General features: G+C 68.5%; 26 protein-coding genes. 24 read left to right on the top strand and 2 right to left on the bottom strand.

Translation table 11 applies throughout. The annotated features are described in order from the left end of the window. The first annotated feature begins 168 nt into the window (after positions 1-168). Both AC08OJ_RS00125 and AC08OJ_RS00130 read left to right on the top strand, forming a co-directional pair. Complete coding sequence (locus AC08OJ_RS00125) at positions 169-402, top strand: Lrp/AsnC family transcriptional regulator (RefSeq protein ID WP_011437987.1); 234 nt, start codon at positions 169-171, stop codon at positions 400-402. A 164-nt stretch (positions 403-566) separates the two neighbouring features. Beyond that, complete coding sequence (locus tag AC08OJ_RS00130; RefSeq protein ID WP_462186113.1) at positions 567-1,016, top strand: DUF3515 family protein; 450 nt, start codon at positions 567-569, stop codon at positions 1,014-1,016. A 77-nt stretch (positions 1,017-1,093) separates the two neighbouring features. On the opposite strand, the gene AC08OJ_RS00135 is transcribed toward AC08OJ_RS00130, so the two are convergent. Continuing rightward, complete coding sequence (locus tag AC08OJ_RS00135; RefSeq protein WP_476594796.1) at positions 1,094-2,227, bottom strand: D-alanine--D-alanine ligase family protein; 1,134 nt, start codon at positions 2,225-2,227, stop codon at positions 1,094-1,096. A gap of 132 nt (positions 2,228-2,359) precedes the next feature. Next, the gene (gene rpmB / locus AC08OJ_RS00140; RefSeq protein WP_011437984.1) at positions 2,360-2,548 is read right to left on the bottom strand and encodes a 50S ribosomal protein L28; all 189 of its coding nucleotides are present in this window, start codon (positions 2,546-2,548) and stop codon (positions 2,360-2,362) included. A gap of 246 nt (positions 2,549-2,794) precedes the next feature. Here rpmB and recG point away from each other — a divergent pair, with 246 nt between their 5' ends. The 22 genes from recG to AC08OJ_RS00250 all read left to right on the top strand — a co-directional run bounded on the left by recG (position 2,795) and on the right by AC08OJ_RS00250 (position 24,914). Then, a complete protein-coding gene (gene recG, locus AC08OJ_RS00145; protein ID WP_476594813.1) occupies positions 2,795-4,990 on the top strand; it encodes an ATP-dependent DNA helicase RecG in 2,196 nt (731 codons plus the stop codon). 12 nt (positions 4,991-5,002) lie between these two features. After that, positions 5,003-5,560 (top strand): 16S rRNA (guanine(966)-N(2))-methyltransferase RsmD, encoded by a 558-nt coding sequence (gene rsmD / locus AC08OJ_RS00150; protein ID WP_476591573.1) that lies wholly within the window; start codon positions 5,003-5,005, stop codon positions 5,558-5,560. After that, on the top strand, positions 5,557-6,045 hold the full coding sequence (coaD, locus tag AC08OJ_RS00155; protein ID WP_011437981.1) for a pantetheine-phosphate adenylyltransferase: 489 nt from the start codon (positions 5,557-5,559) through the stop codon (positions 6,043-6,045). Before rsmD ends, coaD begins: the two co-directional genes overlap by 4 nt. Positions 6,046-6,441: 396 nt before the next feature. Then, positions 6,442-7,053 carry a YceD family protein gene (locus AC08OJ_RS00160; RefSeq protein WP_476591574.1) on the top strand — a complete coding sequence of 204 codons (612 nt, stop codon included), beginning with the start codon at positions 6,442-6,444 and terminating at the stop codon, positions 7,051-7,053. Beyond that, complete coding sequence (gene rpmF / locus AC08OJ_RS00165; protein ID WP_011437979.1) at positions 7,053-7,223, top strand: 50S ribosomal protein L32; 171 nt, start codon at positions 7,053-7,055, stop codon at positions 7,221-7,223. Before AC08OJ_RS00160 ends, rpmF begins: the two co-directional genes overlap by 1 nt. A gap of 6 nt (positions 7,224-7,229) precedes the next feature. Beyond that, positions 7,230-8,291 (top strand): phosphate starvation-inducible protein PhoH, encoded by a 1,062-nt coding sequence (locus AC08OJ_RS00170; RefSeq protein ID WP_476591575.1) that lies wholly within the window; start codon positions 7,230-7,232, stop codon positions 8,289-8,291. Beyond that, a complete protein-coding gene (gene rnc, locus AC08OJ_RS00175) occupies positions 8,288-9,100 on the top strand; it encodes a ribonuclease III (RefSeq protein ID WP_462186108.1) in 813 nt (270 codons plus the stop codon). The genes AC08OJ_RS00170 and rnc overlap by 4 nt, the downstream gene beginning before the upstream one ends. Before the next feature lie 132 nt (positions 9,101-9,232). Then, on the top strand, positions 9,233-10,204 hold the full coding sequence (mutM, locus tag AC08OJ_RS00180; protein ID WP_476591576.1) for a bifunctional DNA-formamidopyrimidine glycosylase/DNA-(apurinic or apyrimidinic site) lyase: 972 nt from the start codon (positions 9,233-9,235) through the stop codon (positions 10,202-10,204). 205 nt (positions 10,205-10,409) lie between these two features. Next, positions 10,410-11,180, top strand: coding sequence for a DUF2786 domain-containing protein (locus tag AC08OJ_RS00185; protein ID WP_476594797.1), 771 nt, complete (start codon positions 10,410-10,412; stop codon positions 11,178-11,180). A gap of 407 nt (positions 11,181-11,587) precedes the next feature. Next, positions 11,588-11,899 (top strand): acylphosphatase, encoded by a 312-nt coding sequence (locus AC08OJ_RS00190; protein WP_035731396.1) that lies wholly within the window; start codon positions 11,588-11,590, stop codon positions 11,897-11,899. A gap of 213 nt (positions 11,900-12,112) precedes the next feature. Continuing rightward, positions 12,113-12,310: a hypothetical protein gene (locus AC08OJ_RS00195; protein WP_476591578.1), complete on the top strand. Its 198-nt coding sequence runs from the start codon at positions 12,113-12,115 to the stop codon at positions 12,308-12,310. A 355-nt stretch (positions 12,311-12,665) separates the two neighbouring features. After that, positions 12,666-16,343 carry a chromosome segregation protein SMC gene (gene smc, locus AC08OJ_RS00200; protein WP_476594798.1) on the top strand — a complete coding sequence of 1,226 codons (3,678 nt, stop codon included), beginning with the start codon at positions 12,666-12,668 and terminating at the stop codon, positions 16,341-16,343. A 63-nt stretch (positions 16,344-16,406) separates the two neighbouring features. Further along, the gene (ftsY, locus tag AC08OJ_RS00205) at positions 16,407-17,651 is read left to right on the top strand and encodes a signal recognition particle-docking protein FtsY (protein ID WP_476591580.1); all 1,245 of its coding nucleotides are present in this window, start codon (positions 16,407-16,409) and stop codon (positions 17,649-17,651) included. Positions 17,652-18,040: 389 nt separating this feature from the next. Continuing rightward, entirely contained in the window at positions 18,041-19,594 is a 1,554-nt protein-coding gene (gene ffh, locus AC08OJ_RS00210; RefSeq protein ID WP_476594799.1) for a signal recognition particle protein, read from the top strand. Between the two features lie 264 nt (positions 19,595-19,858). Next, the gene (gene rpsP, locus AC08OJ_RS00215; RefSeq protein ID WP_476591582.1) at positions 19,859-20,311 is read left to right on the top strand and encodes a 30S ribosomal protein S16; all 453 of its coding nucleotides are present in this window, start codon (positions 19,859-19,861) and stop codon (positions 20,309-20,311) included. Further along, the gene (locus tag AC08OJ_RS00220; RefSeq protein ID WP_476591583.1) at positions 20,312-20,545 is read left to right on the top strand and encodes an RNA-binding protein; all 234 of its coding nucleotides are present in this window, start codon (positions 20,312-20,314) and stop codon (positions 20,543-20,545) included. A gap of 47 nt (positions 20,546-20,592) precedes the next feature. After that, positions 20,593-21,132 carry a ribosome maturation factor RimM gene (gene rimM, locus AC08OJ_RS00225; RefSeq protein WP_476591584.1) on the top strand — a complete coding sequence of 180 codons (540 nt, stop codon included), beginning with the start codon at positions 20,593-20,595 and terminating at the stop codon, positions 21,130-21,132. Positions 21,133-21,252: 120 nt separating this feature from the next. Next, positions 21,253-22,041 (top strand): tRNA (guanosine(37)-N1)-methyltransferase TrmD, encoded by a 789-nt coding sequence (trmD, locus tag AC08OJ_RS00230; RefSeq protein ID WP_476594800.1) that lies wholly within the window; start codon positions 21,253-21,255, stop codon positions 22,039-22,041. Between the two features lie 234 nt (positions 22,042-22,275). Then, a complete protein-coding gene (rplS, locus tag AC08OJ_RS00235; RefSeq protein WP_462187772.1) occupies positions 22,276-22,632 on the top strand; it encodes a 50S ribosomal protein L19 in 357 nt (118 codons plus the stop codon). A gap of 184 nt (positions 22,633-22,816) precedes the next feature. Then, positions 22,817-23,902 carry a signal peptidase I gene (lepB, locus tag AC08OJ_RS00240; protein ID WP_476594801.1) on the top strand — a complete coding sequence of 362 codons (1,086 nt, stop codon included), beginning with the start codon at positions 22,817-22,819 and terminating at the stop codon, positions 23,900-23,902. Next, on the top strand, positions 23,899-24,621 hold the full coding sequence (locus AC08OJ_RS00245; protein WP_462187770.1) for a ribonuclease HII: 723 nt from the start codon (positions 23,899-23,901) through the stop codon (positions 24,619-24,621). The genes lepB and AC08OJ_RS00245 overlap by 4 nt, the downstream gene beginning before the upstream one ends. Next, the gene (locus AC08OJ_RS00250; protein ID WP_011437963.1) at positions 24,618-24,914 is read left to right on the top strand and encodes a DUF2469 domain-containing protein; all 297 of its coding nucleotides are present in this window, start codon (positions 24,618-24,620) and stop codon (positions 24,912-24,914) included. The genes AC08OJ_RS00245 and AC08OJ_RS00250 overlap by 4 nt, the downstream gene beginning before the upstream one ends. Positions 24,915-24,941 lie beyond the last annotated feature (27 nt).

The following is a 24,941-nucleotide window of genomic DNA, read 5'->3' on the forward strand; positions in this document are numbered from 1 at the left end:
ACGATTGGGGTTCCGGATGAGGCCTGGCGACCCCTCGGTCGGTCGCCGCTGGCCGATCTGAGTAAATTCCTCGACCTCGGAGGCTCTCATCCGGGCCGTTTGCCTGTTATCTTCTGTCGGCCCGTAGTTCTGCTCGACGGGCTGTCGACGTCCGACGAGGGAGCGTCTGTGGTCCACGCGTACATCCTTATCCAGACCGAGGTCGGCAAGTCCTCCTCGGTTGCCAAGGAGATCGAGCAGATCCCCGGGGTCACTCAGGCCGAGGACGTCACCGGCCCCTATGACGTCATCGTCCGGGCGGAGGCGGCCACCGTCGACGACCTCGGGAAGATGGTCATGGCGAGAGTGCAGTCGGTCGACGGCATCACCCGCACGCTGACCTGCCCGGTTGTTCACTTCTGAGCTTCTCCGTCCCGACGTGGGTCAGGTCGGCTCCGGGACGGGGGGACCCGGTGACGCCGGTGGCGCGCCAGAATCGGGACATGGCCACCGGTGGTGAGCAAGCCGAGTGGGGCGGGCGCCCGGCACGGGGCAGGCGCCGGCCGGGGCGGTCAGGTCGGTCTCCGGTGTTCGTCGCCTCGTGGGTCCTGCTCGCGCTGGTCGGATGCGGCGGTCCCGGATCGATCCGGCTGACCAACGTGCCGATTCCCGCGGAGTCGGCCCGCTCGTCGTGCGTGGACCTGGTCCACGACCTTCCCCCGTCGCTCGGGGACGACCTCGACCGCCGGGCACTGGACCCCCCGCAGACCACGGCAGCGGCCTACGGCGCGACGCCGGTGGTGCTCACCTGCGGCGCGTCGGGTCTTCCGGCAAGCTACCGTCCCGATGCGATGCTGTCCGTCGTCGACGATGTGGGGTGGTTTGCCGAGGACCTGGGCGGGACGACGGTGCGCTATTCCACTCCGACGCGGCAGCCCCAGGTGGTTCTTATCCTGCCCGCCGACGTGCAGGCGTTCGAGGTACTCGTCTCGGTCGCCCCCGCCGTGCGGGCGCACAGCAGGTCAACGACATCCTGAGACGAGCTCCCGGCCATTCCGCCCGGCGGAACGCCTCTGCGCCGTCACGGGCCCGGGTGGCGTGAGGTGCCGGGCGGTCAGCGCAGCCCCGCTCCGTCGCGCAGGGCCAGCCTGACGAGCCGGTCCACCAACTGCGGATAGGTGACCCCGCTCGCCTCCCACATCCGCGGGAACATCGAGGTAGGGGTGAAACCGGGCATCGTGTTGACCTCGTTGATAATCACATGGTCGTCAGCCGTGACAAACATGTCAACCCGCGCGAGCCCGGCGCAGTCCAAGGCCTCGAATGCCGCGATTGCCACTCTCCGCACCTCCTCCCGTACCGCGTGGGGCAAATTGGCCGGGACGTCGAAGTGGGTGGCGTCGGACATGTACTTGGCCTCGAAGTCGTAGAAGCCGGCCGAAGATGTGACGATGATCTCGGCGGGCACGCTCGCCTCGACACCGGGGCCGTCCAGAGTTCCGAGGACCCCGCACTCGATCTCGCGGCCGACGATCGCCGACTCCACCAGGACCTTGGGGTCGCTGGCGCGGGCTGCCTTGATCGCGGTGTCCAGGTCCGCCCAGGCATCGACCCGGCTGATCCCGATACTCGACCCGCCGCGCGCGGGCTTCACGAAGACGGGCAGCCCCAGCCGTTCCTGGTCGGCCCCGGTGAGCGTGTCACCGGCCCGCAGGACGGCGTAGGACCCGACGGGAAGGCCGGCGGCCCGCAGCAGTGCCTTCATGTGTTGCTTGTCCATGGCGGCCGCGCTGGCGAACACCCCGGAGCCGACGTAGGGCAGGCCGGCCATCTCCAGGAGGCCCTGGACCGTCCCATCCTCCCCGAAGGGGCCGTGGAACAGCAGGAAGACCACGTCGATGTCCCCGAGGGTGTCGCCGCTCCCGAGGGTGCTCCTGGCAGCGTCGGGGCCGCCGCGGGGGCGGCGCGGCAGCAGACCGGGCGTCGTCGGATCCGCGGCCAGGACGACGCTCTCACCGCGGGCCGCGACGACGGCGGGCAGCCGGTCTCCCGTCACCGCGAGGGCGGTCGGGTCGTCCGGCAGCATGACCCAGCGGCCATGCATGTCGATGCCGACCGGGACGACGTCGTAGACGTCACGATCCAGGGCTCGCAGTACGCCGCTGGCCGATACACAGGAGATCGCGTGTTCGGTGCTGCGGCCACCGAACAGGAGGGCGAGCCGAATCCGACGCCTGGAGCCTGCCATGCCGGGATACTAACGGATCGGCAACGGATCGGCGTCGGTGACCGGCACCGTACCCGACGTGGATGTGGCCGTGCTCCGCCTCGACGTCCGCGGGAGGCCCGCGTCCGGTGTCGCCCCCTCCGGCCGGAGGGCTCAGGCGCGAGAGACCTTGCCCGCCTTGATGCAGGAAGCGCAGACGTTCAGCCGCTTGGGGGTCCCGCCCACGACCGTGCGCACGGTCTGGATGTTGGGGTTCCACCGACGGCGCGTGCGTCGGTGGGAGTGGGAGACCGACATACCGAAGCCCGGCCCCTTGCCGCAGACGTCACACACCGAAGACACGAGAAACACTCCGTCGAAGTAGTAGCCGAAGTCGAAGTAGTATCGGTCCCGGTAGGCGTGCCCGGGACGTCAGGGGACTCAGAACCAGGATCGTACGCAACCCGCAACCCGCAACCCCGACGGCGCCGCCGGGGGACGCGCGTAGCGATGACCCGCTTGAGGTTACCCCACCTTCTGTGGTCCAGATGATGCGGCGGGAGCCGGTGGGTCTCGGTACTGTCGGTGGTCCGGTGCACTATCGGTGATGTGGTCGACCTCGACACGCCCCTGAAGGCTCTCGTCGGCGCGCGTGCCGCCGTCCTCTTGGCCGATGGCCTGGAGCTGAGGCTGGTTGGTGATCTGCTGGGGCACCTGCCCCGCCGGTACCACGAGAGAGGCGAGCTGACGGACCTCGCGGACCTCGTCGTCGGTGAGACGGTGACGGTCCAGGCCCGGGTCGAGAAGACAGAACGCCGCCCGATGCGCGGCACCCGGAAGTCGATGGTGCGCGTGACGGTGACGGACGGCCGGCATTCACTGTCGCTGACCTTCTTCAATCAGAGCTGGCGGGAGCGTGACCTCCGTCCCGGGACGACCGCGCTGTTCGCCGGCAAGGTCGACGAGTTCCGCGGGCGGCGTCAGCTGACCAACCCGGAGGTCCAGCTCCTCGAACCCGAGGAGAACGGGGAAGCCGCCAGCGGTGCGCCGTTCGCGAACGCGCTGGTTCCGATCTACCCCGCCTCCGCCAAGGTGCCGAGCTGGACGCTGGCGAGGTGCGTCCGGCTGGCGTTGGACTCTCTCGATCCCGTCGAGGATCCGCTGCCGGACGATCTCCGCAGCCGGTACCGCCTGCCCGCTCTGGCCGAGGCCTTCCGGCTGGTTCACCAGCCCGCGAACCGTGGTGAGATCGCCTCCGGTCGTCGGCGCCTCACCTGGGATGAGGCGCTGGTGTTGCAGGTGGCGTTGGCCCAACGGCGTCGTGAGGTGGAGGCGATGGCGACGACACCCCGGCCGCAGCGTCCGGATGGTCTACTGACGGCGTTCGACGCCGCTCTGCCCTTCCCCCTCACGACGGGCCAGCGCGAGGTGGGGAAGACGATCGCGGCCGAGATCGGTCGGCCCGTTCCGATGCATCGCCTGCTGCAGGGAGAGGTGGGTTCGGGCAAGACACTGGTCGCCCTGCGGGCGATGCTCACCGTGGTCGACACGGGCGGTCAGGCGGTACTCCTGGCGCCCACCGAAACTCTTGCCGCTCAGCACAGCCGAAGCCTCCGGGAGATGCTCGGCGACCTGGCCCGGGCAGGAGAACTAGGAGCCGATCATCGGGCCACGCGGGTGACGTTGGTCACCGGATCGATGGGGGCGCGTGCGCGGCGGGAGGCTCTGGCGGAGATCGCAGACGGTTCCACCGGTCTGGTGGTCGGCACTCATGCCCTGCTGCACGATGAGGTGATCTTTAGCGATCTTGGTCTGATCGTCGTTGACGAACAGCATCGTTTCGGCGTCGAACAGCGGGACACGCTGCGAGCGCGTGGACGACGTCCTCCCCACCTTCTTGTGATGACCGCGACGCCGATTCCCCGGACGGTCGCGATGACCGTGTTCGGTGATCTCGAAGTCTCCGAGCTCACTGAACTGCCGGCGGGACGCTCTCCCATCGGGACGTTCGTGGTGCCGGCGAGCCAGAGATCCTGGACGGATCGGATGTGGGGACGAATCCGCGACGAGGTGGCCGCCGGGCATCAGGCCTATGTCGTGTGTCCCCGGATCGGTGCGAGCGGGGAGGATGAGTGCGGGGAGGATGACCCCGCCGGATCCTCGGCGGCTGGTCCGGATCCGCGAGCGTCCCGACCAGCTGCGACAGTGTGTGAGGTGCTGCCCCTGCTGGTGGATGGCGATCTTGCGGATCTCAGGGTTGAACCACTGCACGGTCGTCTCGCACCCGGGCAGCGGGAGGCCACCATGAACCGATTCGCGGCCGGCGAGGTCGACGTGCTGGTCGCCACCACCGTCATCGAGGTGGGAGTGAACGTACCGAACGCAACAGTGATGGTCGTCCTGGACGCGGACAGGTTCGGCGTGTCCCAGCTGCACCAGTTGCGCGGGAGGGTCGGCCGGGGCACCGCGCCCGGCTGGTGTCTTCTGCATACAGCGGCCGAGCCGGGATCCCCCGCCTGGGAGCGGCTCAGCGCGGTCGCCGCCACCAGCGACGGGGCGAAGCTGGCCCGTCTCGACCTCGCGCAGCGTCGGGAGGGCGATGTGCTTGGGGCCGCTCAGTCCGGCGGGCGACGATCCCTGAAGCTCCTGGAACTTCTTCGTGACGAGGACCTGATCCGCGACGCACGCGCGGAGGCCGGTCGCCTGGTTGACGACGACCCCGGGTTGGACCGGCATCCCGCACTGCGCCGGCTGCTCGACGCGGTTCTCGACGACACCAGTGTCGCCTTCCTCGAGAAGGGATGACCGGGTGGCCCGATGACGCGCATCATCAGTGGGACCGCGGGTGGTCGGCGGCTCGTGGTTCCACCCGGGACAACCACCCGTCCGACCTCGGAACGTGCCCGTGAGGGATTGTTCAACACCTTGTCGACCTGCCTGGATCTGCGGGGCGCTCGGGTTGCCGATCTTTATGCCGGATCTGGTGCGGTCGGTCTGGAAGCGCTGTCTCGGGGTGCCACTCATGCCCTTCTCGTTGACCGCGATCCGGTCGTGATACGCACTCTGCGGCGGAACGTGACAGCGCTGGGACTGTCGGGCGCGAAGATCGTGCAAGCCGTGGTAGAGCGTGTGGTGCAGAACGCCTTGGGTAATCCCTACGACATGGTTTTCCTCGATCCGCCGTACGCGATGCGCGACCCGGAACTCGGCGAAGTGCTGTCAAAGCTGCTGGCGGCCGCCTGGTTGACTGCGGACAGTGTCTGCGTTGTCGAAAGATCGCACCGCTCGGGCCCGGTCGCCTGGCCTGACGGGTTGTGTGCGCTGCGCGACCGGAGGTACGGGGAGGGCGCTCTCTGGTACGGTATTCGATCATGAGGAGGGCGGCCTGTCCCGGTTCATTTGATCCGATCACCAACGGTCATCTCGACATCATCGTCCGAGCGAGCAGACTCTTCGATGAGGTCGTGGTCGCCGTATCGATCAACAAGAACAAAGTCACCTTGTTCACCGTCGACGAGCGGATGGAGCTCATCAGGGAGGCCCTGCGTGATCATCCGATGGCGCCGTCCAACGTCCTGGTGGATGCGTCCCACGGGCTGATCGTCGATTTTTGTCGGAGCAGGGGTATCCAGTCGATCGTCAAAGGACTGCGTGCGGTCAGCGACTTCGACTATGAGCTTCAGATGGCGCAGATGAACAATTCGCTTGCGGGCGTGGAGACTCTTTTCATGAGCACGAACCCGCAATACGCTTTTTTGTCCTCCAGTCTGGTGAAGGAGGTCGCGCGTTACGGGGGTGATGTGTCGGGGCTGGTACCCGATGTGGTACTCAAACAGCTCCGTGAGCGTCTCGCTCAGTAACTCCCGCCGGGTGGGTAGCCGCCGACCGACTTCCGCCGGGCTCTCCCGCCGTTCCCGACCGTCCGGGCTCCGGGCCGGTCGCGGGGGGGGGTGAGCGGTGCCCGAGTGGGTTCCTGGGCGGAGGTCCGCCGCCCGCCGGGCTCGGGTGCCCGGAGATCTCGGCAGCCTGATCGGATCGTCCGCGGCGCCGATCGGATAGGCTAGGATCGCAGTAGCTGACCGGCTGGAGTCTGTTCGTCGATCCTCTGGGAGGGTCCAGGCCTCTGGGAGGGTCCAGGGCGCCGTCGATGCCGGGCCGCCTCCGTCGTCAGCGACGCCGGGTAGCTATACCACCACGAAGGCCCTGTTTCGGCCGGGCTTCCTGACATTGACGTAGATGTGAATTTGACTGCCGCGATGACTGGATCCCACTCTCGCCGTCGGACCCCGAAGGGTCCCCTTGTGCTGGACACCCGTGAGCTCGGTCGGCGGCCCGGGTCGATGCGGCTTGTCCGGGCGGAGGCGGAACTTCCCGCCGGTCTCGGAACCGAGATGATGTGGGTGCCGGCTGGCGCGAGCGCCACCTTGGACCTGCGTCTCGAATCGGTGATCGAGGGTGTTCTGGTCAGCGGGACCGTCGTGGCGCCGCTTCGGGGTGAATGTGCGCGCTGCCTGGACGACGTGTCTGAGGCCAGCATGGTCGAGTTTCGCGAGCTATTCTACTACCCTGACCGAGCCGTGGACCTGGGTGACGACGAAGACGCTCGGGTACTAATCGATGATCATGCGGACATCGAGCCCGTGGTGCGGGATGCCCTGGTGCTCAACCTTCCGCTGTCACCCATCTGCCGCCCGGACTGTGCGGGACTCTGCGTGGATTGCGGGGTGCGTCTCGACGATGTCGAGCCTGGACATTCCCATGCGCGATCCGACCCGAGATGGGCGGCGCTGTCCGCGCTGGCCGACAGCGGAGCAACGGGAACCGAGAAGGGTCGCACCGACCCTCATGAGAGCAAGGAGAAGGAATAGTGGCCGTCCCGAAGCGGCGCACCTCGCGCAGCAACACCCGGTCCCGGCGTTCGCAGTGGAAGGCCAAGGTGCCGACCCTCGCAAAGTGCTCGCGGGGGCACGTGATCCGGCCGCACACCGTCTGTGGCACGTGCGGCCGGTACAACGACCGTCAGGTGCTTGACGTCTGACCCGGTGTGACACGTATCGCTGTTGACCTGGTGGGGGAGGGGTCCCCTTCCGGGCCTCTCCTCGAGGCATTGCCCAGTGCGCTCGACGCCGATCCGCATCTGGTGCTCACTCTGGTGACATCCGGTGACGCCGTCCGGGATGACCTTGCTTGCCTGGGAATTGTGCCAGGCGAGCGCGTTCTGCTCGCCACGGCCGCTCGCGGCGTTTCGGCGGGCCCGGAGGCATTGCGTGAAGTGCGAGCACGTCGGGACTCCGGCGTCCGGGTAGCGGCGCGCCTGGTCCGCGACGGACATGCCGATGCGATGGTCTCGGTAGCCCCGGCCGAAGCCGTGGTCGCCTCGGCTCAGTTCACCTACGGTCTGCTACCCGGGGCGACGCGGGCCACCCTCGCCTCGATTGTCGGCGGGTCGAATGCCCCCGTCGTGCTGTGTGACGCGGGGGCGACGGTTGATGTGACGGCGGACGAACTCGCCCAGTTCGCGGTCGCGGGCAGCGCGTACGCCGCGGTTCGCTTCGCCGTTGACGCTCCTCGCGTCGGGCTTCTGACGGCGCGTCCAGCGCTCCCCGGCACCTTGCGGCGAGCCGCCGACGAGCTGCTCCGATCGCTTGATCTGCACTATGTCGGCCCGCTGACGGCTGATCGGCTCCTCGCGGCTCCGTGGACGGGCGAGCCGGGCGACGGCCAGAGGATCGATCATCGCCGCGGAGTCGACGTGGCGGTCACCGACGGATTCACCGGAGATGTCCTGATGTCCGTCATCCGGGGGATGCGATGGTGGGAATCTCATCGGGGTACGGGGCACCCGCCCAGGGCCGGTCTGGATCCGGGATGGGGAACGTTGGAAGATCCTGATGTGCGGGGGGGAACGATCGTGCTGGGGGTCGATGGTGTCGCGGTCCACGCGGAGCGGGCGCCGGGTGAAGCCGGCGACAGCCAGGCAGTCGGGCTGCTCGCGGCGCTGAGGGCGGCGTCGGCCGCGGTCCATGCGGACCTGGCTTCTCGGACCCGAGCGGCGATGGCGACCTTGGTGGCGCATCGCCGGGCCTTGGCCGGGCTGGTCGGATGACCCGCCAGTTGCCACCCCCGCCGCCGCGGGACGGCCTGATCGAGGTACTCGAGGTCGCCATCGACCCCGAGCTGCTCGACCGCGCACTCACGCACCGCTCCTACGCCTACGAGAAGGGCGGCCTGCCCACCAACGAACGCCTGGAGTTCCTGGGCGATGCGGTGCTTGGTCTGGTGGTGACGGCGGCATTGTTCATCCGCCACCCGGATCTTCCCGAGGGGCAGCTCGCCAAGCAGCGGGCCTCGGTTGTGAACATGCGGGCTCTCGCGGACGTGGCACGGGGGATCGGACCCACCGGGCTCGGTCCGTACCTACTGCTGGGCCGGGGGGAGGAGACCACCGGGGGGCGCAACAAGGCGAGCATTCTCGCCGACACCCTCGAGGCCATCATCGGGGCGGTCTATCTGTCCTCAGGCTTCGACGTGGCCTCCGGTTTCGTGCACCGTCTCTTCGATCCCCTGCTGGACGAGGCCGCCGGCCGGGGCGCAGGGCTTGACTGGAAGACCTCACTGCAAGAACAGACGGCGGTGCTGGCTCTCGGACCGCCTGAATATGTCGTCGAGGAGGCCGGTCCGGACCACGCGAAGCGGTTCACCGCCTACGCGAGGATCGCGGGAGAGCCACTGGGCGAGGGCGAAGGGGGAAGTAAGAAGGAGGCTGAGCAGCGGGCGGCCGCCGCGGCTTTCGCGGTTCTCGAGGAACGGTCGGCCCTGGGGCGGGAGGACGGTTCGGGCGTGGATGTCGTCGGCGGAGATCACGAGAAGTCCGCCATCGGCGGCCTCGATCACGATCGGGTCTCGGGCCCGTGAGAGCGGGTGATCACCCGTTGCCTCGATTCGCTTCCTCAGTGGTGGCGACAGGCTCAGCGGTGGCGACAGATTCATCGAGCCACGTCGAGGGTCCGGTGTCATCCCACTGACCCGGCCCGATGACCGGAGATCATGCCAGAACTCCCCGAAGTAGAGGTTGTTCGCCGCGGTCTGGAACGTGGTGTCGTCGGTCGCGTCATCGCATCGGTTGACGTCCACCATCCTCGTGCGGTGCGCCGTCATCTGGCCGGTGCCGCCGACTTCTCGGCGCTGCTCGTCGGCCGCCGGATAACGGCGGCACGACGTCGCGGCAAGTATCTGTGGCTGGTGATTCAGCCGCCGGTAGACCATGCGGCGTGCGCTCCGGTGGTTCCAGAAGAACCACCGGAGGAGGAATCAGCTGCCGTGCTGGCCGAGATGTCTCCGCCTGCCCTGCCCCCAGGTCATCCGGCCCAGGGGGATGCGCTGATCGCCCATCTCGGGATGAGCGGACAGTTGCTCGTCGTTCCACCCGCCACCCCCGACCAGAAGCATCTGCGGATCCGGTTCGTCTTCACGGACGGAGGACGCGAACTGCGATTTGTGGATCAACGTACCTTCGGTGGCCTGGCGGTCGCGGTGGGGGAAGCGGATCTGCCTGCTCCCGTCGCGCACATCGCCAGGGATCCCCTGGACCTCGCCTTCGACGAGCGTCTCGTCACGGAGAGGATGCGTCGACGCCGTACCGGCGTGAAGCGGGCCCTGCTCGATCAGACACTTGTCAGCGGGGTCGGGAACATCTACGCGGACGAGGCCCTGTGGGCCGCGAAGCTGCACTACGCGCGGCCGACCGAGACCCTCACTCGGGCGGAGGTCGGCAGGCTGCTGGATTGCGCGCGGACGGTGATGACCGCGGCTCTCGAGGCGGGCGGTACGTCCTTCGACCGCCTGTACGTGTCGGCGGACGGAGTCAGCGGGCTGTTCGAACGGTCGCTACAGGTGTACGGCCGTGCGGGTCGGCCGTGCACACGATGCGGAGACGCGGTGCGCCGGGACGCTTTCATGAACCGGTCGAGCTTCACCTGCCCCACCTGCCAGCCGCACCCAGGGCGGGCCAGATGGTAAGGTTAGATCACACGTTCGAATCCCGCGACTCTCGGGTGGGGTGCCGGGCGTGGCGTCCGCGATAGTCGGTGGGGAGCCAGACCTGCCGCGGCGTTCACAGTTATCGCCTCGTCCAGGGCCGAGACCGGGCTGCCGGGATCGGTGAGGCATCATCCGACACGTCGGTTGGCTGGCCTGCCCCCGACGCGACATGGACGGAGGCGCGATGAATCCGGATGCCCTGCTCGGTCGTATACGGAAGCTGTTGGCGATGGCGGAGGCGGAGGGGCTGAGCGAAGCCGCCCGCGAAACCTATAACAGCAAGGCAGCCGAGCTGATCGCCCAGTACGGGATCGACCGCGCGCTGGTCGAGGAGGCGTCGCCGCACCGCGTCGAGGCGGCTGACCTGGTGGTGGCCGTCGATTCGCCCTATGCCCGGGACAAGATCTCGTTGCTCGCGGGCATTGCCGCACCGCTTGGTTGCCGGCTCGTGTACCGGACCGAGCAGCGTGCAGTGGGGACGGGGCACTCCGCTCATCTGTTCGGGATGGATGCGGATATCCACCGCGTGCAGATGTTGTTTACCTCGTTGCTGGTCCAGCAGGCACAGGGGTTGGCTCTCGCCCGTCCACCACGCCGGGAGGACCCGCGGGCGTTTCGTCGGTCGTGGATGGCCGGCTTCGCGGTGGCGGTGGCGGAGAGACTGACCAGGACGGAGCGGATGGCCCGGGAGCGGGCGCAGACCCAGCAGAAGCAGACCCGGGAGAACAGATCAGACGGGCCCTCGACGACGCCGTCGGTGGCCGTCGTCCTGGCGAATCGAAGCCAGCGGGTGGATGCGCACCTGGCAAGCGTCTACCCCAGGTTGCGAGCGCCAAGGACACGCCAGCTCTCCGGGAGCGGCGGTCGTGCGGGCTACCAGGCCGGCGAGCAGGCTGATCTTGGTTTGGGTAACCGGGTGTCCAGCCGCGTCTCACCGGCGATCGGCATGAGGTGAATCGTAGGGGTGGTAGTTATGAGTGGTACTGACTACTATTTGCCGCCCGGCAGATTGGGCACCGCTGTCTGGGTAGGCCCTGCGGTACGCGGCGGGGCGTAGCCAGGACCAATAATCTTGTCTGCGCTGTCGACCGGCTCCGGGGTCACCTGGCGGTCACCATCGGTGCTCGCGTGCGGGGCGGGTAGCGTGCCGCCGTCCTGGGAGAAGTTCTGGCCGCAACCGCTGAGAAGGAGTGCCGAGCCGAGAGCTCCACACGCGAGTAGCACGGCAGCGGACCGGCGGCGGAAACGTGGCCGGTCCGGCCGTTCCAGTCGATGATCATCCTGCCGCCGTGTCCCTCTCGGTCGGCCTGCCATGTCTGGGAAGTATGTGGTATCCACAATGGCCAGTACCCTACCGTGCTGATGAGCGATGTATCCGCGGAGCAGAGGGAGTCCGGACACGCCGTGGTCCGATTCACTGCCCGGGTCGCCGGCCTTGTCCAGGGCGTCGGCTTTCGTGACTACGTGCGTACCCGGGGCCGGCGCCTGGGCCTGGTCGGATCCGCCACCAACCTCCCGGACGGGGCGGTCGAGGTGGTTGCGGAAGGGCCGGAGCCGGCCTGTCGTGACCTTCTGCACTTGTTGATGACGGGTCACACCCCTGGGCGGACGGACAGGGTGGAGGCTGTGTGGCAGGTGGCGCAGAGCGATCTGACCGACTTCCGGCGAAAGTGACTGGTTGCAGACGCTGTGTTGTCGGAACTGTCGTGGGAATGACCGTCCGCTTTTTACATGTTCACCGGACCGGCTCGGGAGCATGTGGCATGCTCTTGACTTTCGGTCACTCGACGTGGGAGCCTGGAGTCATTGTTTGGGGCGCACTCTGATCTATTCGGATCTTGTGCTGTCTGACACCCACTAGGTCACTCATCGTGGAGGACCATCACTATGGCGAAGGCCCTTTTTGGCCACGTCGGTTCCGGCGGCGGCTTGCGTCTCTCTTACGAGATGCGTCGGCTTCGTGCCCGTGTAGCGGAGCTCGAGGCAGAACTGGCTCGAGTACGTGAAGTCAACGAGGCGTTGGTGGGTGGTGTCGACGTGCCGGAGGATGTCCGGGCGCTCGACGCTGAACCGGCGTTCAGCTGAGCTGGCGGGGCGTTTCCCGGGGAGGCGCCCCCTCATAGTGGGTATGCCCGGTTACGTGGGCAAGGCTCCGTTTCTACGGGTGTCATGATCATCGAGGTCGCTGAGATCGTCGGATCGGTCGTTCTCTTGCCGGCTCGTCTCTGTCCAGTGATGTTGCCTGTGTGTCTCGGATCACTTTGGCGGCTCTATGCCCAGGAAGAGCCGGGCAACCTCGCTCCTCGCCTTTTTTGTGCTTTTTTCGGAGCGTAGCCTGCTGGGTGCTTCGGGTTGCCGACTAGGATGGCTCTGTCGAACGTCGGCTGAGTCCGGCCATCCCGGGTCGAGCCGGTGAACCCTTCCAGCGCTCCGGAGACTGGTGCATCTCAAGAACTTGACCCTGCGGGGCTTCAAGTCCTTTGCGAGCTCGACCTCCCTGCATCTCGAGCCGGGAATAATCTGCGTGGTCGGGCCCAACGGGTCGGGCAAGAGTAACGTCGTCGACGCCATCGCCTGGGTACTGGGGGAGCAGGGTGCCAAGGCCCTGCGTGGCGGCACCATGTCCGATGTCATCTTCGCGGGCACGCCCGCTCGCCCGGCCTTGGGGCGCGCCGAAGTACTCCTGACGATCGACAACTCGGACGGCGCGCTCCCCATCGAGTACACCGAGGTGACCATCGGGCGGCTGATGTTCCGCAGCGGCGAGAGCGAATACACGGTCAACGGTACCGGTTGTCGCCTGCTGGATATCCAGGAACTGATGAGCGACTCGGGTATCGGCCGAGAGCTGCACGTGATCGTCGGCCAGGGTCAGCTCGACGCGGTCCTGCACGCGCGCCCGGAGGATCGCCGCGCCTTCATCGAGGAGGCCGCCGGCGTCCTCAAACACCGTAAACGCAAGGAGAAGGCACTCCGCAAGCTCGAGGCGATGTCGGCGAACCTCACCCGCCTCACCGATCTGTCCGCCGAGCTGCGTCGGCAGTTGGGGCCGCTCGGTCGCCAGGCGGAGATCGCACGTAAGGCCGGTGTGATTCAGGCTTCGCTCCGGGACGCCCGCCTGCGCCTTCTCGCCGACGATCTCCATCGTGCCCGGGCCGCGATCGCCTCCGACCTCGCGGACGAGGAGGCATTGCGGGCGCGGCTGACGACCACCGAAGCCGCTCATGCCGCGGTCGCCCGCCGGGAGGAGCAGCTGCAGGCCGACCTGACGGCGATCGTTTCGCGCGCCACCGGCGCCCAGGAGACCTGGTACGCCCTGGCATCCCTGCGGGAACGGCTGCGGGGCACCCGTTCGCTCGCCGTCGAACGGGGTCGCCTGTTGCGTACCGCGGCCGACGACGTACGTGGGCGCCGCGACCCCGAGGAACTGGAACAGGAGGCCACGGCGGTCCGGGAGCAGGAAATCGCCCTCACCGAGCGGCTGGAGCGTGATCGGGACCTGCTCGCCGAGGTGGTCACCAGGCGTGCCGATCTCGAGGCCGCGCTCGCCCGGGAGGAGAAGGAACTGATCGCCGCGGCACGCGCGGCGTCTTTTCGCCGTGAGGAGATCGCGCGCCTTGCCGGCCAGGTGGAGGCTGCCAGGTCCCGTGTCACCAGTGCCGAGAACGAGATAGCACGGACGACCGAGGCACTCGACGCCGCGCGGGAGCGGGAGACCGAGACCTCGGCGTCACGTTCGGCCCTCGAGATCGAACTCTCCCGGATGGAGAGCGCACGGGAGGATCTCACCGAGCGGCACAGCGCGGCCGTGGCGGTGCATGCCGCTGCCGCCGAGCGGCTCGAGGTCCTGCGCGGTGAGGAGCGTAGCGCCGAGCGTGACCGCGCCTCCTGGGCTGCGCGACGTGACGCGCTGCATCTCTCCCTCGCGCCGGCCGACGGAGCCGCGGCACTGTTGAGGGCTGCTACCGGCGCGCAGACCGCGCAGACCGGGCGGGGCGCCTCGAACACGGCGGAGGACCCGGCTCCGGCACTGGATCCGACCCTCGAGGTGATCGGCCGGCTGGCCGGCGTCCTGAGCGTGACCGCCGGCGCGGAGGCGGCCATCGCCGCGGCGCTGGGCGCGGCGGCGGACGCCCTGCTCGTCGGCACGTCGGAAGATGCCATGGCGGCCTTTGCGTGGCTGCGGGAAACGGGCGCCGGCCGAGCAGCGCTGGTGGCCGCCGTCACCGTCGCGGATGAGCCTGACGCTTGCGCCGATCCCGCCGCCTGCGCCGGCCCTGTCGGCAGCGCGGCGACCGACCCGGGGGCGGCCAGCGCCGACGGTCCGCTCCCGGCCGGTGCCGTTGCCGCGCTGGATCTGGCGGAGATCGGTGACGACCGGTTCCGTACCGCCGTGTCGTCCCTGCTCGCCCGGACTGTCGTGGTCGAGGATCTGGCAGCGGCCGAGCGGGCCACGGCGTTGCGTCCCGACCTGCGGGTGGTCACCCGCGCCGGCGACGTCATCGGTGCGCCCCTCTCGATCGGTGGCAGCGCGAACCCGCCGTCTGCGATCGAACTGCAGGCCGCGGCGGACGAGGCCGAGGCCGGCGTGGCGGAGGCGACCCGTCGCGTCGAGTCCGCCCACGAGGCGTTCGAGCCCGCGCGTGCCGAGGTGACCCGGGCCCGTACCGCCATCGACGCGGCACTGGCGGCGCTGCACGGGACCGATGCCCGGCACCGGGCGCTGTCCGAGCAGATGGCGCAGCTCGATCGTTCGGGAGGGGCCGCGGCATCCGAGATCGCCCGATTGGAGGATACCCGATCACGGGCCGAAACAGCCCGTGATCGGGCATACGGAGCGTTGACCGAGCTCGAGGCGTCGCTCGCCGCGACATCTGAGCAGCCGGAGGCGGGGAAGCGTGCTCCGGATGAACGGGACCGGCTCGTCGCGGTCACCTCCGCCGTGCGCGCCGCCGAGGTCGAGGCCCGGTTGGCCGTCCGTACCAGCGAGGAGCGGGTGCGAGGCCTGCAGGGACGCGCCGACGGACTGATTCGCGCGGCGGCGAACGAGCGGGCGGCACGGGCCGCGGCGGCCCGTCGGCACGAGGTCCGCGAGCGGCAGGCGGCCGTCGCGACGGTGATGGGGGAGGCGGCCCAGGTCGCTCTCGACCGACTGGACCATTCGCTGGCTCGCGCCGCGGCGGAGCGGGAGGAGGCCGACGCACTGCGCAAGGCCGCCGAGACGGAGCTGGTCGGGGTGCGTGACCAGGGGCGCGCCCTGGCCACCGAACTCGCGGCGCTGCGCGACGCCGCCCATCGCGACGAGCTGGCCCGAGCGGAGAAGCGGCTGCGGGTGGAGACGCTGGAAGCCAAGGCTCTGGAGGAGCACGGCATCGACGCGGACGACCTGGTAGCGGAGTTCGGGCCGGGCACGCTGGTCCCGCCGGATGAGCCCGACGGCACCGCGGTGCCGTTCGATCGAGCCGAGCAGAGCGCCCGGGCTGCCACCGCGGAGAAGCAGCTGGCCCGGCTGGGGCGGGTGAATCCCCTCGCCCTCGAGGAGTTCGCCGCGCTTCAGGAGCGGGCGGTGTTCTTATCCGCGCAGCTCGAAGACATCAAGAGCACCCGCCGGGATCTTCTACTGGTCGTCGAGGAGGTTGATCTGCGGGTGCGTGAGGTCTTCGCCGTCGCGTTCGCGGACACCGCTCGTGAGTTCGAGATCGTTTTCTCGACGCTGTTCCCGGGCGGTGAGGGCCGGCTGGTGCTTACCGATCCTGATGACATGCTCACCACGGGCATCGAGGTCGAGGCGAGGCCGCCGGGAAAAAAGGTGAAGCGTCTGTCGCTGTTGTCCGGCGGGGAGCGTTCACTGACCGCACTCGCTCTCCTGCTCGCGATATTCCGGGCCCGTCCTTCGCCCTTCTACGTGCTCGACGAGGTCGAGGCAGCTCTGGACGACCGCAACCTCGGCCGGCTGCTCGATGCTGTCGAGGGTCTGCGCGAGAAGTCGCAGCTGATCATCGTCACCCACCAGAAGCGGACGATGGAGATCGCTGACGCCCTGTACGGCGTGGCCATGCGGGGCGACGGGGTGACGACAGTGATCAGTCAGCGGCTGCGGGAGCGGGCGGCGCTCTGACGCCGCCGCCCTCCCGCCGGGCGAGCGCCACGGCCTTGTGGCGTCATCTGTCAGGATCGGTACGTGGAGCTCCTCATCCTGATCGTCGTCATCGCCGTCGTCGTACTGGCCACCGTGGGCCTGGTGGCCGGCACGGCCCTGCGCCGACGCCCCCGCCGATCCGTCGAGGAAGGCCCGCGCCCGGGCGCCGACTACCGTCCCGGGGTCGGTGACGATGCCGAGGTACCCCGAGATTCGGCGACCAGGACGGTCGACGACATCGGTCTTCCCGATGTGCTGCCGCCGTCCCCGACGGAGACCGAGGGCGTCGGCGCCCCGCCCGCCGAGATACCGGCCGCGCCGGGGATCCCGGTCCAGGAGCGGATCCCGCCGGAGGCACCGCCGCCGGCCGCCGGCCGCCTCGTCCGGCTGCGCCTGCGGCTGGCTCGTTCGCAGAACGCGCTCGGTCGCGGATTGCTCTCCCTGCTGTCCGGCGACAATCTCGACGAGGACGCGTGGGAAGACGTGGAGGCGACCCTGCTCCTCGCCGACGTCGGGGTTACGGCGACCACCGAGCTGGTCGCCGCGCTGCGGGAACGCACGAAGGTGCTCGGTGCCCGCACGCCTGCGGATGTGCGGGCGATGCTGCGCGACGAGCTGCTTGCCCAGATCGGTACGACGACCGACCGATCGCTGCGCACGACGGCCCCGGATCGTCCCGCCGTCGTACTCGTCGTCGGTGTCAACGGTACGGGCAAGACCACGACCTGTGGAAAGATCGCGCGGCTGCTGGTCGCGGACGGGCGTACGGTCGTGCTGGGCGCGGCGGACACGTTCCGTGCCGCGGCCGCGGATCAGCTTCAGACCTGGGGTGAACGGGTCGGCGCGATCACGGTCCGCGGGGCCGAGGGGGGTGACCCCGCGTCGGTGGCGTTCGATGCGGTCCGACAGGGCACGCAGAGCGGTGTGGACACCGTGTTGATCGACACCGCCGGCCGGCTGCACACCAAGGCAGGCCTGATGGACGAGTTGGCGAAGATTAAAAGAGTGGTGGGCAAGCACGGTCCGGTCGATGAGGTGCTGCTCGTGCTCGACGCCACGACCGGTCAGAACGCGCTTGTCCAGGCACAGGTGTTCACGCAGGCGGTTGATCTCACCGGAGTCGTGCTGACCAAGCTGGACGGTACGGCCAAGGGCGGGATCGTCATCGCCGTGCAGCGCGAGCTCGGCATGCCGGTGAAACTGATCGGCTTGGGAGAGGGTCCAGACGATCTTGCTCCCTTCGAGCCGGAGGCGTTCGTCGACGCCCTGTTGGGCGAAGCTGGCTGATCGATCGAGTGGCCGCCGGATCGGCGAAGACCACAACGTGCTCAGCGTCAAGGCCTTCCGGTCGTTCGGCATGTGACCTAAGCTTCATCACTGAGCGGAGCTGTGGGGCTCCGTGGTCAGCCGCGCCATGTTCCTCGGTGTTCTCCTGGCCGGGGGGTGAGCGTCCGGCGAGGCGTCTCGCCCTCCTCAGCGCAGAGGGCGGGCCCGGCAGGTGAATGACCAGGTCGGTGTCCGTGCGGGCATGCCTCGCCGGGCCGCGCACGTCGCGTCCGCGTCGATCGGCCGATGCGTGACGTCGTCGGTTGATCGGACGCGGGAGTGTGCTGTCCTCGTCGTCGGGTGCGTACGCTGGTGCCTGCGGTCCGTCTGCGATCTCGGAGTGTGTGCGCGTGTTCGACACCCTTTCCAGCCGCCTCGACAAGGTCTTCGCGTCGCTGCGTGGCAGAGGGCGCCTTACCGATGCCGACATCGACGCCACTGCGCGGGAGATCCGGGTGGCTCTGCTCGAGGCGGACGTCGCGCTCCCGGTCGTCCGTGGCTTCGTGGCCGCGGTGAAGGAGCGTGCCCGCGGCGCCGAGGTCAGTGCGTCGTTGAACCCTGCCCAGCAGGTAATCAAGATTGTCAATGAGGAGCTCGTCGCGATCCTCGGCGGCGGCACGACGACGCTGCGGTACGCCAAGACCCCGCCGACGGTGGTCCTGCTCGCCGGCCTGCAGGGAACGGGTAAGACCACCCTGGCCGGCAAGCTCGGGCGCTGGCTCAAGGCCCAGGGTCACATCCCGCTGCTGGTCGCGGCCGACCTGCAGCGTCCGAACGCGGTCAACCAGCTGCAGGTGGTCGGGGCGCGGGCCGGGGTGGAGGTCTTCGCGCCCGAGCCCGGCAACGGGGTCGGGGATCCGGTGCGCGTCGCGCGCGACGCGCTCGCGCACGCGCGCCGGCAGGTCTTCGATGTGGTCGTCGTCGACACGGCCGGGCGGCTCGGCGTCGACGAGGAGATGATGCGGCAGGCGGCCGACATCCGCGACGCCGTCTCACCGGATGAGATTCTCTTCGTCCTGGACGCGATGATCGGTCAGGACGCGGTCGCGACCGCGAGCGCCTTCGCCGATGGCGTGGGATTCAGCGGAGTGGTCCTGACCAAGCTTGATGGCGACGCGCGCGGTGGTGCGGCCCTCTCGGTCGCCCAGGTGACCGGTCGGCCGATCATGTTCGCCTCCACCGGCGAGGCCCTGGACGACTTCGACGTCTTCCACCCGGAACGCATGGCGTCGCGGATCCTCGGTATGGGTGACGTCCTCACCCTCATCGAGCAGGCCGAGAAGGCGTTCGAGGCCGAGCAGGCCGAGGCCATGGCGGCGAAGATGGTCGCCTCCGAGTTCACTCTCGAGGATTTCCTCGAGCAGATGCTCGCGGTCCGCAAGATGGGCCCGATCGGCAACCTGCTCGGCATGCTGCCGGGTATGGGCCAGATGAAGGATCAACTGGCGCAGGTCGACGATCGGGACGTCGATCGGGTGGTTGCGATCATTCGGTCCATGACGCCGACGGAACGGCGTGATCCCAGGATCCTGCAGGCGTCCCGCAAGGCTCGGGTCGCGCGTGGATCCGGGGTCACGGTCACCGAGGTCAACCAGTTGCTGGACCGGTTCGCCGAGGCCCGCAAGATGATGCGGCAGATGGCCGGCGGCATGGGGATGCCGGGGGGGATGGGTCGAGCGAAGGCCGCCTCGGCTCGCAAGGCCGCGAAGAAGGGCAAGGGAGCCAGCCGCAAGGGTAATCCGGCGGCACGGGCGGCCCAGGCCAAGGCGCAGAAGTCCACTGCGCAGGAGCGGCTGGCGAAGGGCCCCGCGCTTCCGGACGGCATGCCGGATCTCTCGGCGCTGATGCGGCAGCAGGACGGCTTCGGTGGGATGCCGCCGCGCGGCCCCCGCGGGGGCCGTTGACCCGCGCGAGGCGGCCGTGGTGGATGCACGGGCTCCCCGGTCGTGCGCGGCGGTCACGATCTGGCAGACTGTAAGCTCAATACAGGCCCTGCCTGCCAGCGCCGGTGTCGCTGCCCTCATTCCTCGCGGTGTCGCGGTTCCTCGCGGTGTCGCGCGGGAGATGTGTGAGTGGTTGTCCGGCGCGGGTGCTTCCCACCACCGGGGCTCCATGCGCAGCCGTGGAAAACCAGTGGTCATCGACATGTCTGGAGCCGTTCGACCACCGTGGCAACCAAGATTAAATTGCAGCGTCTCGGCAAGATGCGCGAGCCGCACTACCGCATCGTCGTGGCCGATGCCCGTACCAAGCGGGATGGTCGGGTCATCGAGTCCATCGGGCAGTACCACCCCAAGTCCGACCCGAGCATCATCAAGGTCGACGCCGAGCGGGTGGGGCACTGGCTCTCGGTCGGTGCACAGCCCACCGAGCCCGTCCTCGCGATCCTCAAGGTCACCGGGGACTGGCAGAAGTTCAAGAACCTGCCGGCGCCCCCGCCGATGAAGGTCGCCGAGCCAAAGGCGGACAAGCGGGAGATCTTCCAGGCGGCCGCGCGGGCTGCCGCGGGCGCCGAGGACCGGCCGGCCACCACGCCGAAGAAGGCCAAGAAGTCCGGGTCGGCAGAGTCGGCAGAGGAAGCCGCCCCGGCCACGGACGCACCGACGACCGCGGGGCAGTAGGTGCTGGAGGCGGCCCTCGAACATCTTGTGCGAGGCATCGTCGATCACCCCGACGACGTCCGGGTGGACCTGAACAACGGTCGGCGTGGACGTACCCTGGAGGTGCGGGTGCACCCCGAAGATCTCGGGAAGGTCATCGGTCGGCGAGGCCGTACCGCTCGTGCGCTGCGCACGGTGATGGGCGGTGTCGGAGGCCGGGGCCTTCGGATCGACGTTGTCGATATGGATCATTAGCATCCGCCGATGTTGTCGCGAGCTTCGTCCTGATTGCTCGAGAAGTCGTGGCTGAGGAGATCGTCGTCGGGCGGATCGGCCGGCCGCATGGCATCCGCGGTGAGGTCACGATCGAGATTCGCACCGACGTGCCCCACCGCAGGTTCGCCGTAGGGGCAGTCCTCGGTCGCGAAGGGGGCGGAACTCCGCTCACCGTCTCCGGTGCTCGTTGGCACTCGGGTCGCCTGTTGCTTCACTTTCGCGGGGTGGACGATCGTGGCGCCGCGGAGGCGCTGCGCGGCGTGCTCCTGGCTATCGACGCGGATCAGGCGGGATCGCCGCTCGACGACGATGCCGCCGACGGCGAGGCCGTGGAGATGTGGTGGGATCGGGACCTGGTCGGCCTGCGGGCGGTGACCACGGCGGGCATGTTGTTGGGGCACGTCACCGACATCATTCACTCCCCTGCGGGAGACCTGCTCGCGATCGGCGGCCCGGACGGTGGCGAGCATCTCGTCCCCTTCGTCCGTGACATCGTGCCGACCGTCGACCCCCCCGCCGGCCGGATCGTCGTGGATCCGCCGCCCGGCCTGCTCGATCTCGATTGACTCGGGTCCTGCGCCGGAAGTTGGCTGCGCCGCCTCGGCCCGGTCTTCGGCTGGCGGGCAGGTCGGGTTTCCCGGCAGGCAGCCGATACCTCTGAGAACCGATATCTCTGAAAGCAGCCGATGCGCGCCGACATCGTCACCATCTTCCCGGCCTATCTCGAGCCACTGCGTCTGTCGCTCGTGGGCCGGGCCCAGGAGCGCGGAACCCTGCAGATCCATACACATGATTTGCGGATGTGGACCACGGATGTTCATCGCACCGTGGATGACGCCCCCTACGGGGGAGGCCCGGGAATGGTCATGCGGCCCGAGCCCTGGGACGCGGCGTTGTCGGAGATCACCGCACGAGTGGCCGGTAGCCGGCCCCGGGTCGTCGTGCCGACCCCGGCGGGGACTCCGTTCACTCAGCGCTATGCCGAAGAGTTGGCGCGCGAGCCCTGGCTGGTGTTCTGCTGCGGGCGCTACGAGGGTATCGACGCCAGGATGATCGAGACCTGGGCCGATGACGAGATCTCCATCGGAGACTATGTGCTGGCCGGGGGCGAGGCCGCGACTCTGGTGATTCTCGAAGCGGTTACGCGGCTGCTGCCCGGAGTCCTCGGTAACAGTGCCTCGGTCGTCGACGACTCTTTCTCCGACGGCTTGCTGGAAGGCCCGGTCTACACCCGTCCGCCGGTATGGCGGGGGGCCGAGGTGCCGTCCGTTCTCCGCTCCGGCGATCATGAGGCGATCGCCCGCTGGCGTCGTTCCCAGGCGCTTCGTCGTACCCTGTTGCGGCGCCCGGACCTCCTGGAACGCCGCGAGTTCGCCGAAGCGGACCGAGCCGTACTCGCTGCCGCCGCTGCCGAGGCGGCCGGGCGGATGGTGCCGGGCCCCCACCGAGGGGACTGGCCTGATCCATCGTCGTGACGTCGAGGGGTAGGGCGGTCCGGTCTCTCTCCTAGGTGTGGCACAGTAGGATGCAGTGTCCGTCGGTTTGTGACCGGTTCGGGCGGCCTCGGGTCGCATGTCTTCCCCGCGGGACACCTCGCGGTGATTGCGTCCACCCATGCCGGCCAGATCGGCCTCGACCATGGATTGTCCGTCTCGGTGCGTTCCGGGGCCGCGGACGATCCATTCTCAACTCTTCAGGAAGCGACTGCCATGCACACCCTGGACAGCCTCGACGCCGAGTCGCTGAGGACCGACGTGCCCGAGTTCTGGCCGGGCGACACCCTCAAGGTCCACGTGCGGGTTGTCGAAGGAAACCGTCAGCGCATCCAGGTCTTCCAGGGTGCCGTCATCCGCCGCCAGGGTGGCGGGGTGCGGGAGACCTTCACCGTCCGTAAGGTCAGCTTCGGCGTGGGCGTGGAGCGGACCTTTCCCCTCCACAGCCCGATCGTCTCGAAGATCGAGGTCGTGAGCCGCGGTGACGTCCGACGGGCCAAGCTGTACTACCTGCGTCAGCTGCGCGGTAAGGCTGCCAAGATCAAGGAGAAGCGTGAGCCGGTCGCGCGCTGAGGTTACCGCCACCCCGTGACGCGTCCGGATTCTCCATCCGCGACTTGCCGGTTGCCCGTGCAGGTGCCGTCGCCGTTGATGGAAGAAGATAGGCGGCACGGTCCGCAACGCTGTCGCAAGGTGCGGCTGGTGGCACGTCGACCGGTCCGATGAGGTTTGGCGGTCGATCCTGCGAGGTGGCGGCGTGAACGCATCCGATCCCAGTGGGCCTCGGGTACCGGGAAGGACCGAGTGCGGCCAGCCGGACGGCGCGCAGTCGAGCCCTGCGACCGAGCCAGACGGCCCGAAGGACCAGGCGCAGCCCGACAGTCTGGAAGCCACCGGTCGTCGGGTTGCCCGGCCCGAGGCGGCGCGGGCCCGTGGCCGTGGCTCGTTCCTCCGCGAGCTCCCGGTCCTTGTGCTGATCGCCTTTCTGCTCGCCCTGCTCATCAAGGCTTTTCTGGTCCAGGCGTTCTGGATCCCCTCGGAGTCGATGGAACGGACACTGCTCGTCGACGACCGGGTTCTTGTCAACAAGGTCGTCTACCACTTCCGCGACGTGCACCGGGGTGAGATCGTCGTCTTCAACGGCAAAGGAACCGGATTCGATCATGCCGAGTCCGTCGTCCCGCCGCCGAGCAACGCGTTCAGCAGGTTCGTTCGTGGCGCGCAGAACCTGTTGGGTCTCGGGGCTCCGAGCGAGACCGACTTCATCAAACGCGTCATAGCGGTCGGCGGCGACACGGTCGCGTGTTGCGATACCGCGGGCAGAGTCTCGGTCAACGGCCATCCGCTCGACGAGCCGTACGTCTACCAGAACGACTATCAGCGGTTCGGCCCGCTGACCGTCCCGGCTGGCTACCTGTGGGTGATGGGTGACCATCGCGGGGCCTCCTCGGATGCCCGGCAGAACGGGCCGATCCCGAAGCATGCGGTGGTGGGACGGGCCTTCGTCCGTGTCTGGCCACTCGGCCGGTTCGGATTCCTGGGCGTTCCAAACGATTTCGCCGGGATTCCCGTCGAGTCGGTGGTGCCTCCGGCTCCTCGTGCGCCGGCCGGGTCGGCTACATCAGCCGGGTCGGCCACATCAGCCACATCGGCCGCGTTGTCTTCCGCCGACGACGCCGCGGTGCCGCTGCCGGGCTCCCCGGCCACGGATGACGCATCCCTGTTCGCCCTTGCCGTGCTAATCCCCCCGGCGTGGACCGCCACCCGTCGGCCCCGCCGGATGCCACGAGGCCCCACGCGCACGCGCGCGTCAGGGACGGCTCGGCGCCGCGGTCCGTCATGAGACACTACGGTGCCGCTCTTCGCCGGGATGCGGGGCTGTTCGGTTACGAGCGCGCTCTGAACAGGCATGGTCTCGGTCCGGTCGCAGGGGTCGACGAGGCGGGTCGTGGGGCATGCGCCGGACCCTTGGTCGTCGCCGCGGTGATTCTGGCTCCGGAGGCTCGTCGACGGCTGGCGCGGTTGGCCGACTCCAAGCTCCTGACCGAGCAGATCCGTGAGAGTGTTTTCGAGGACGTGACGGCCGCCGCCGAGGCGTGGTCGACCGTCGTCATCTCCGCGGCCGAGATCGATCGGGTCAGCCTGCACGTAGCCAACATCACCGGAATGCGACGCGCGGTGGCGCGCCTGCCTGTGCGCCCAGGGTACGTGCTCACGGATGGATTCGCGGTCGCCGGTTTCGGAGCGGAGTCGTTGGCGGTGGTGAAGGGAGACCGGGTGGTCGCGTGCGTGGCGGCAGCCTCGGTCGTGGCGAAGGTGACGAGGGACCGGATCATGCGTGCGTTGCACACGCGCTATGCCGAGTACGATTTCGCGCAGCACAAGGGATACGTCACCGCGGCCCACGCGGCGGCGCTGGCGCGCTGCGGACCGTGTGACGAGCATCGGATGTCGTACGTCAACGTGGCTGCGCATGCGGCGACGACGAGGGAAGCACGATCATTGCGGCTGGAGGACAGGGTGCTTGTGACCAGCCGGCATGGCGTCACGGAGACTGTATGAGCGCGGAAGACCTCGAGAAGTACGAGACCGAGATGGAGTTGCAGCTCTATCGCGAGTACCGCGACGTGGTGGGGCTTTTTTCGTATGTGATCGAAACCGAGCGCCGCTTCTACCTCGCGAACGACTACCAGATCGAGGTCAGGAACAGCACGGACGGCGAGGTCTTCTTCGAGTTGATCTTACGGGACGCCTGGGTGTGGGACATGTTCCGTCCTGCGCGTTTTGTTAAAAATGTCCGAGTAGTCACCTTTAAAGATATCAACGTCGAGGAGTTGACCAAGGCCGAGCTCTGACGCCGACTCTCGGCGTCACGCTTTCCA

The sequence above is a fragment of the Frankia sp. CgKIO3 genome (assembly GCF_977946435.1).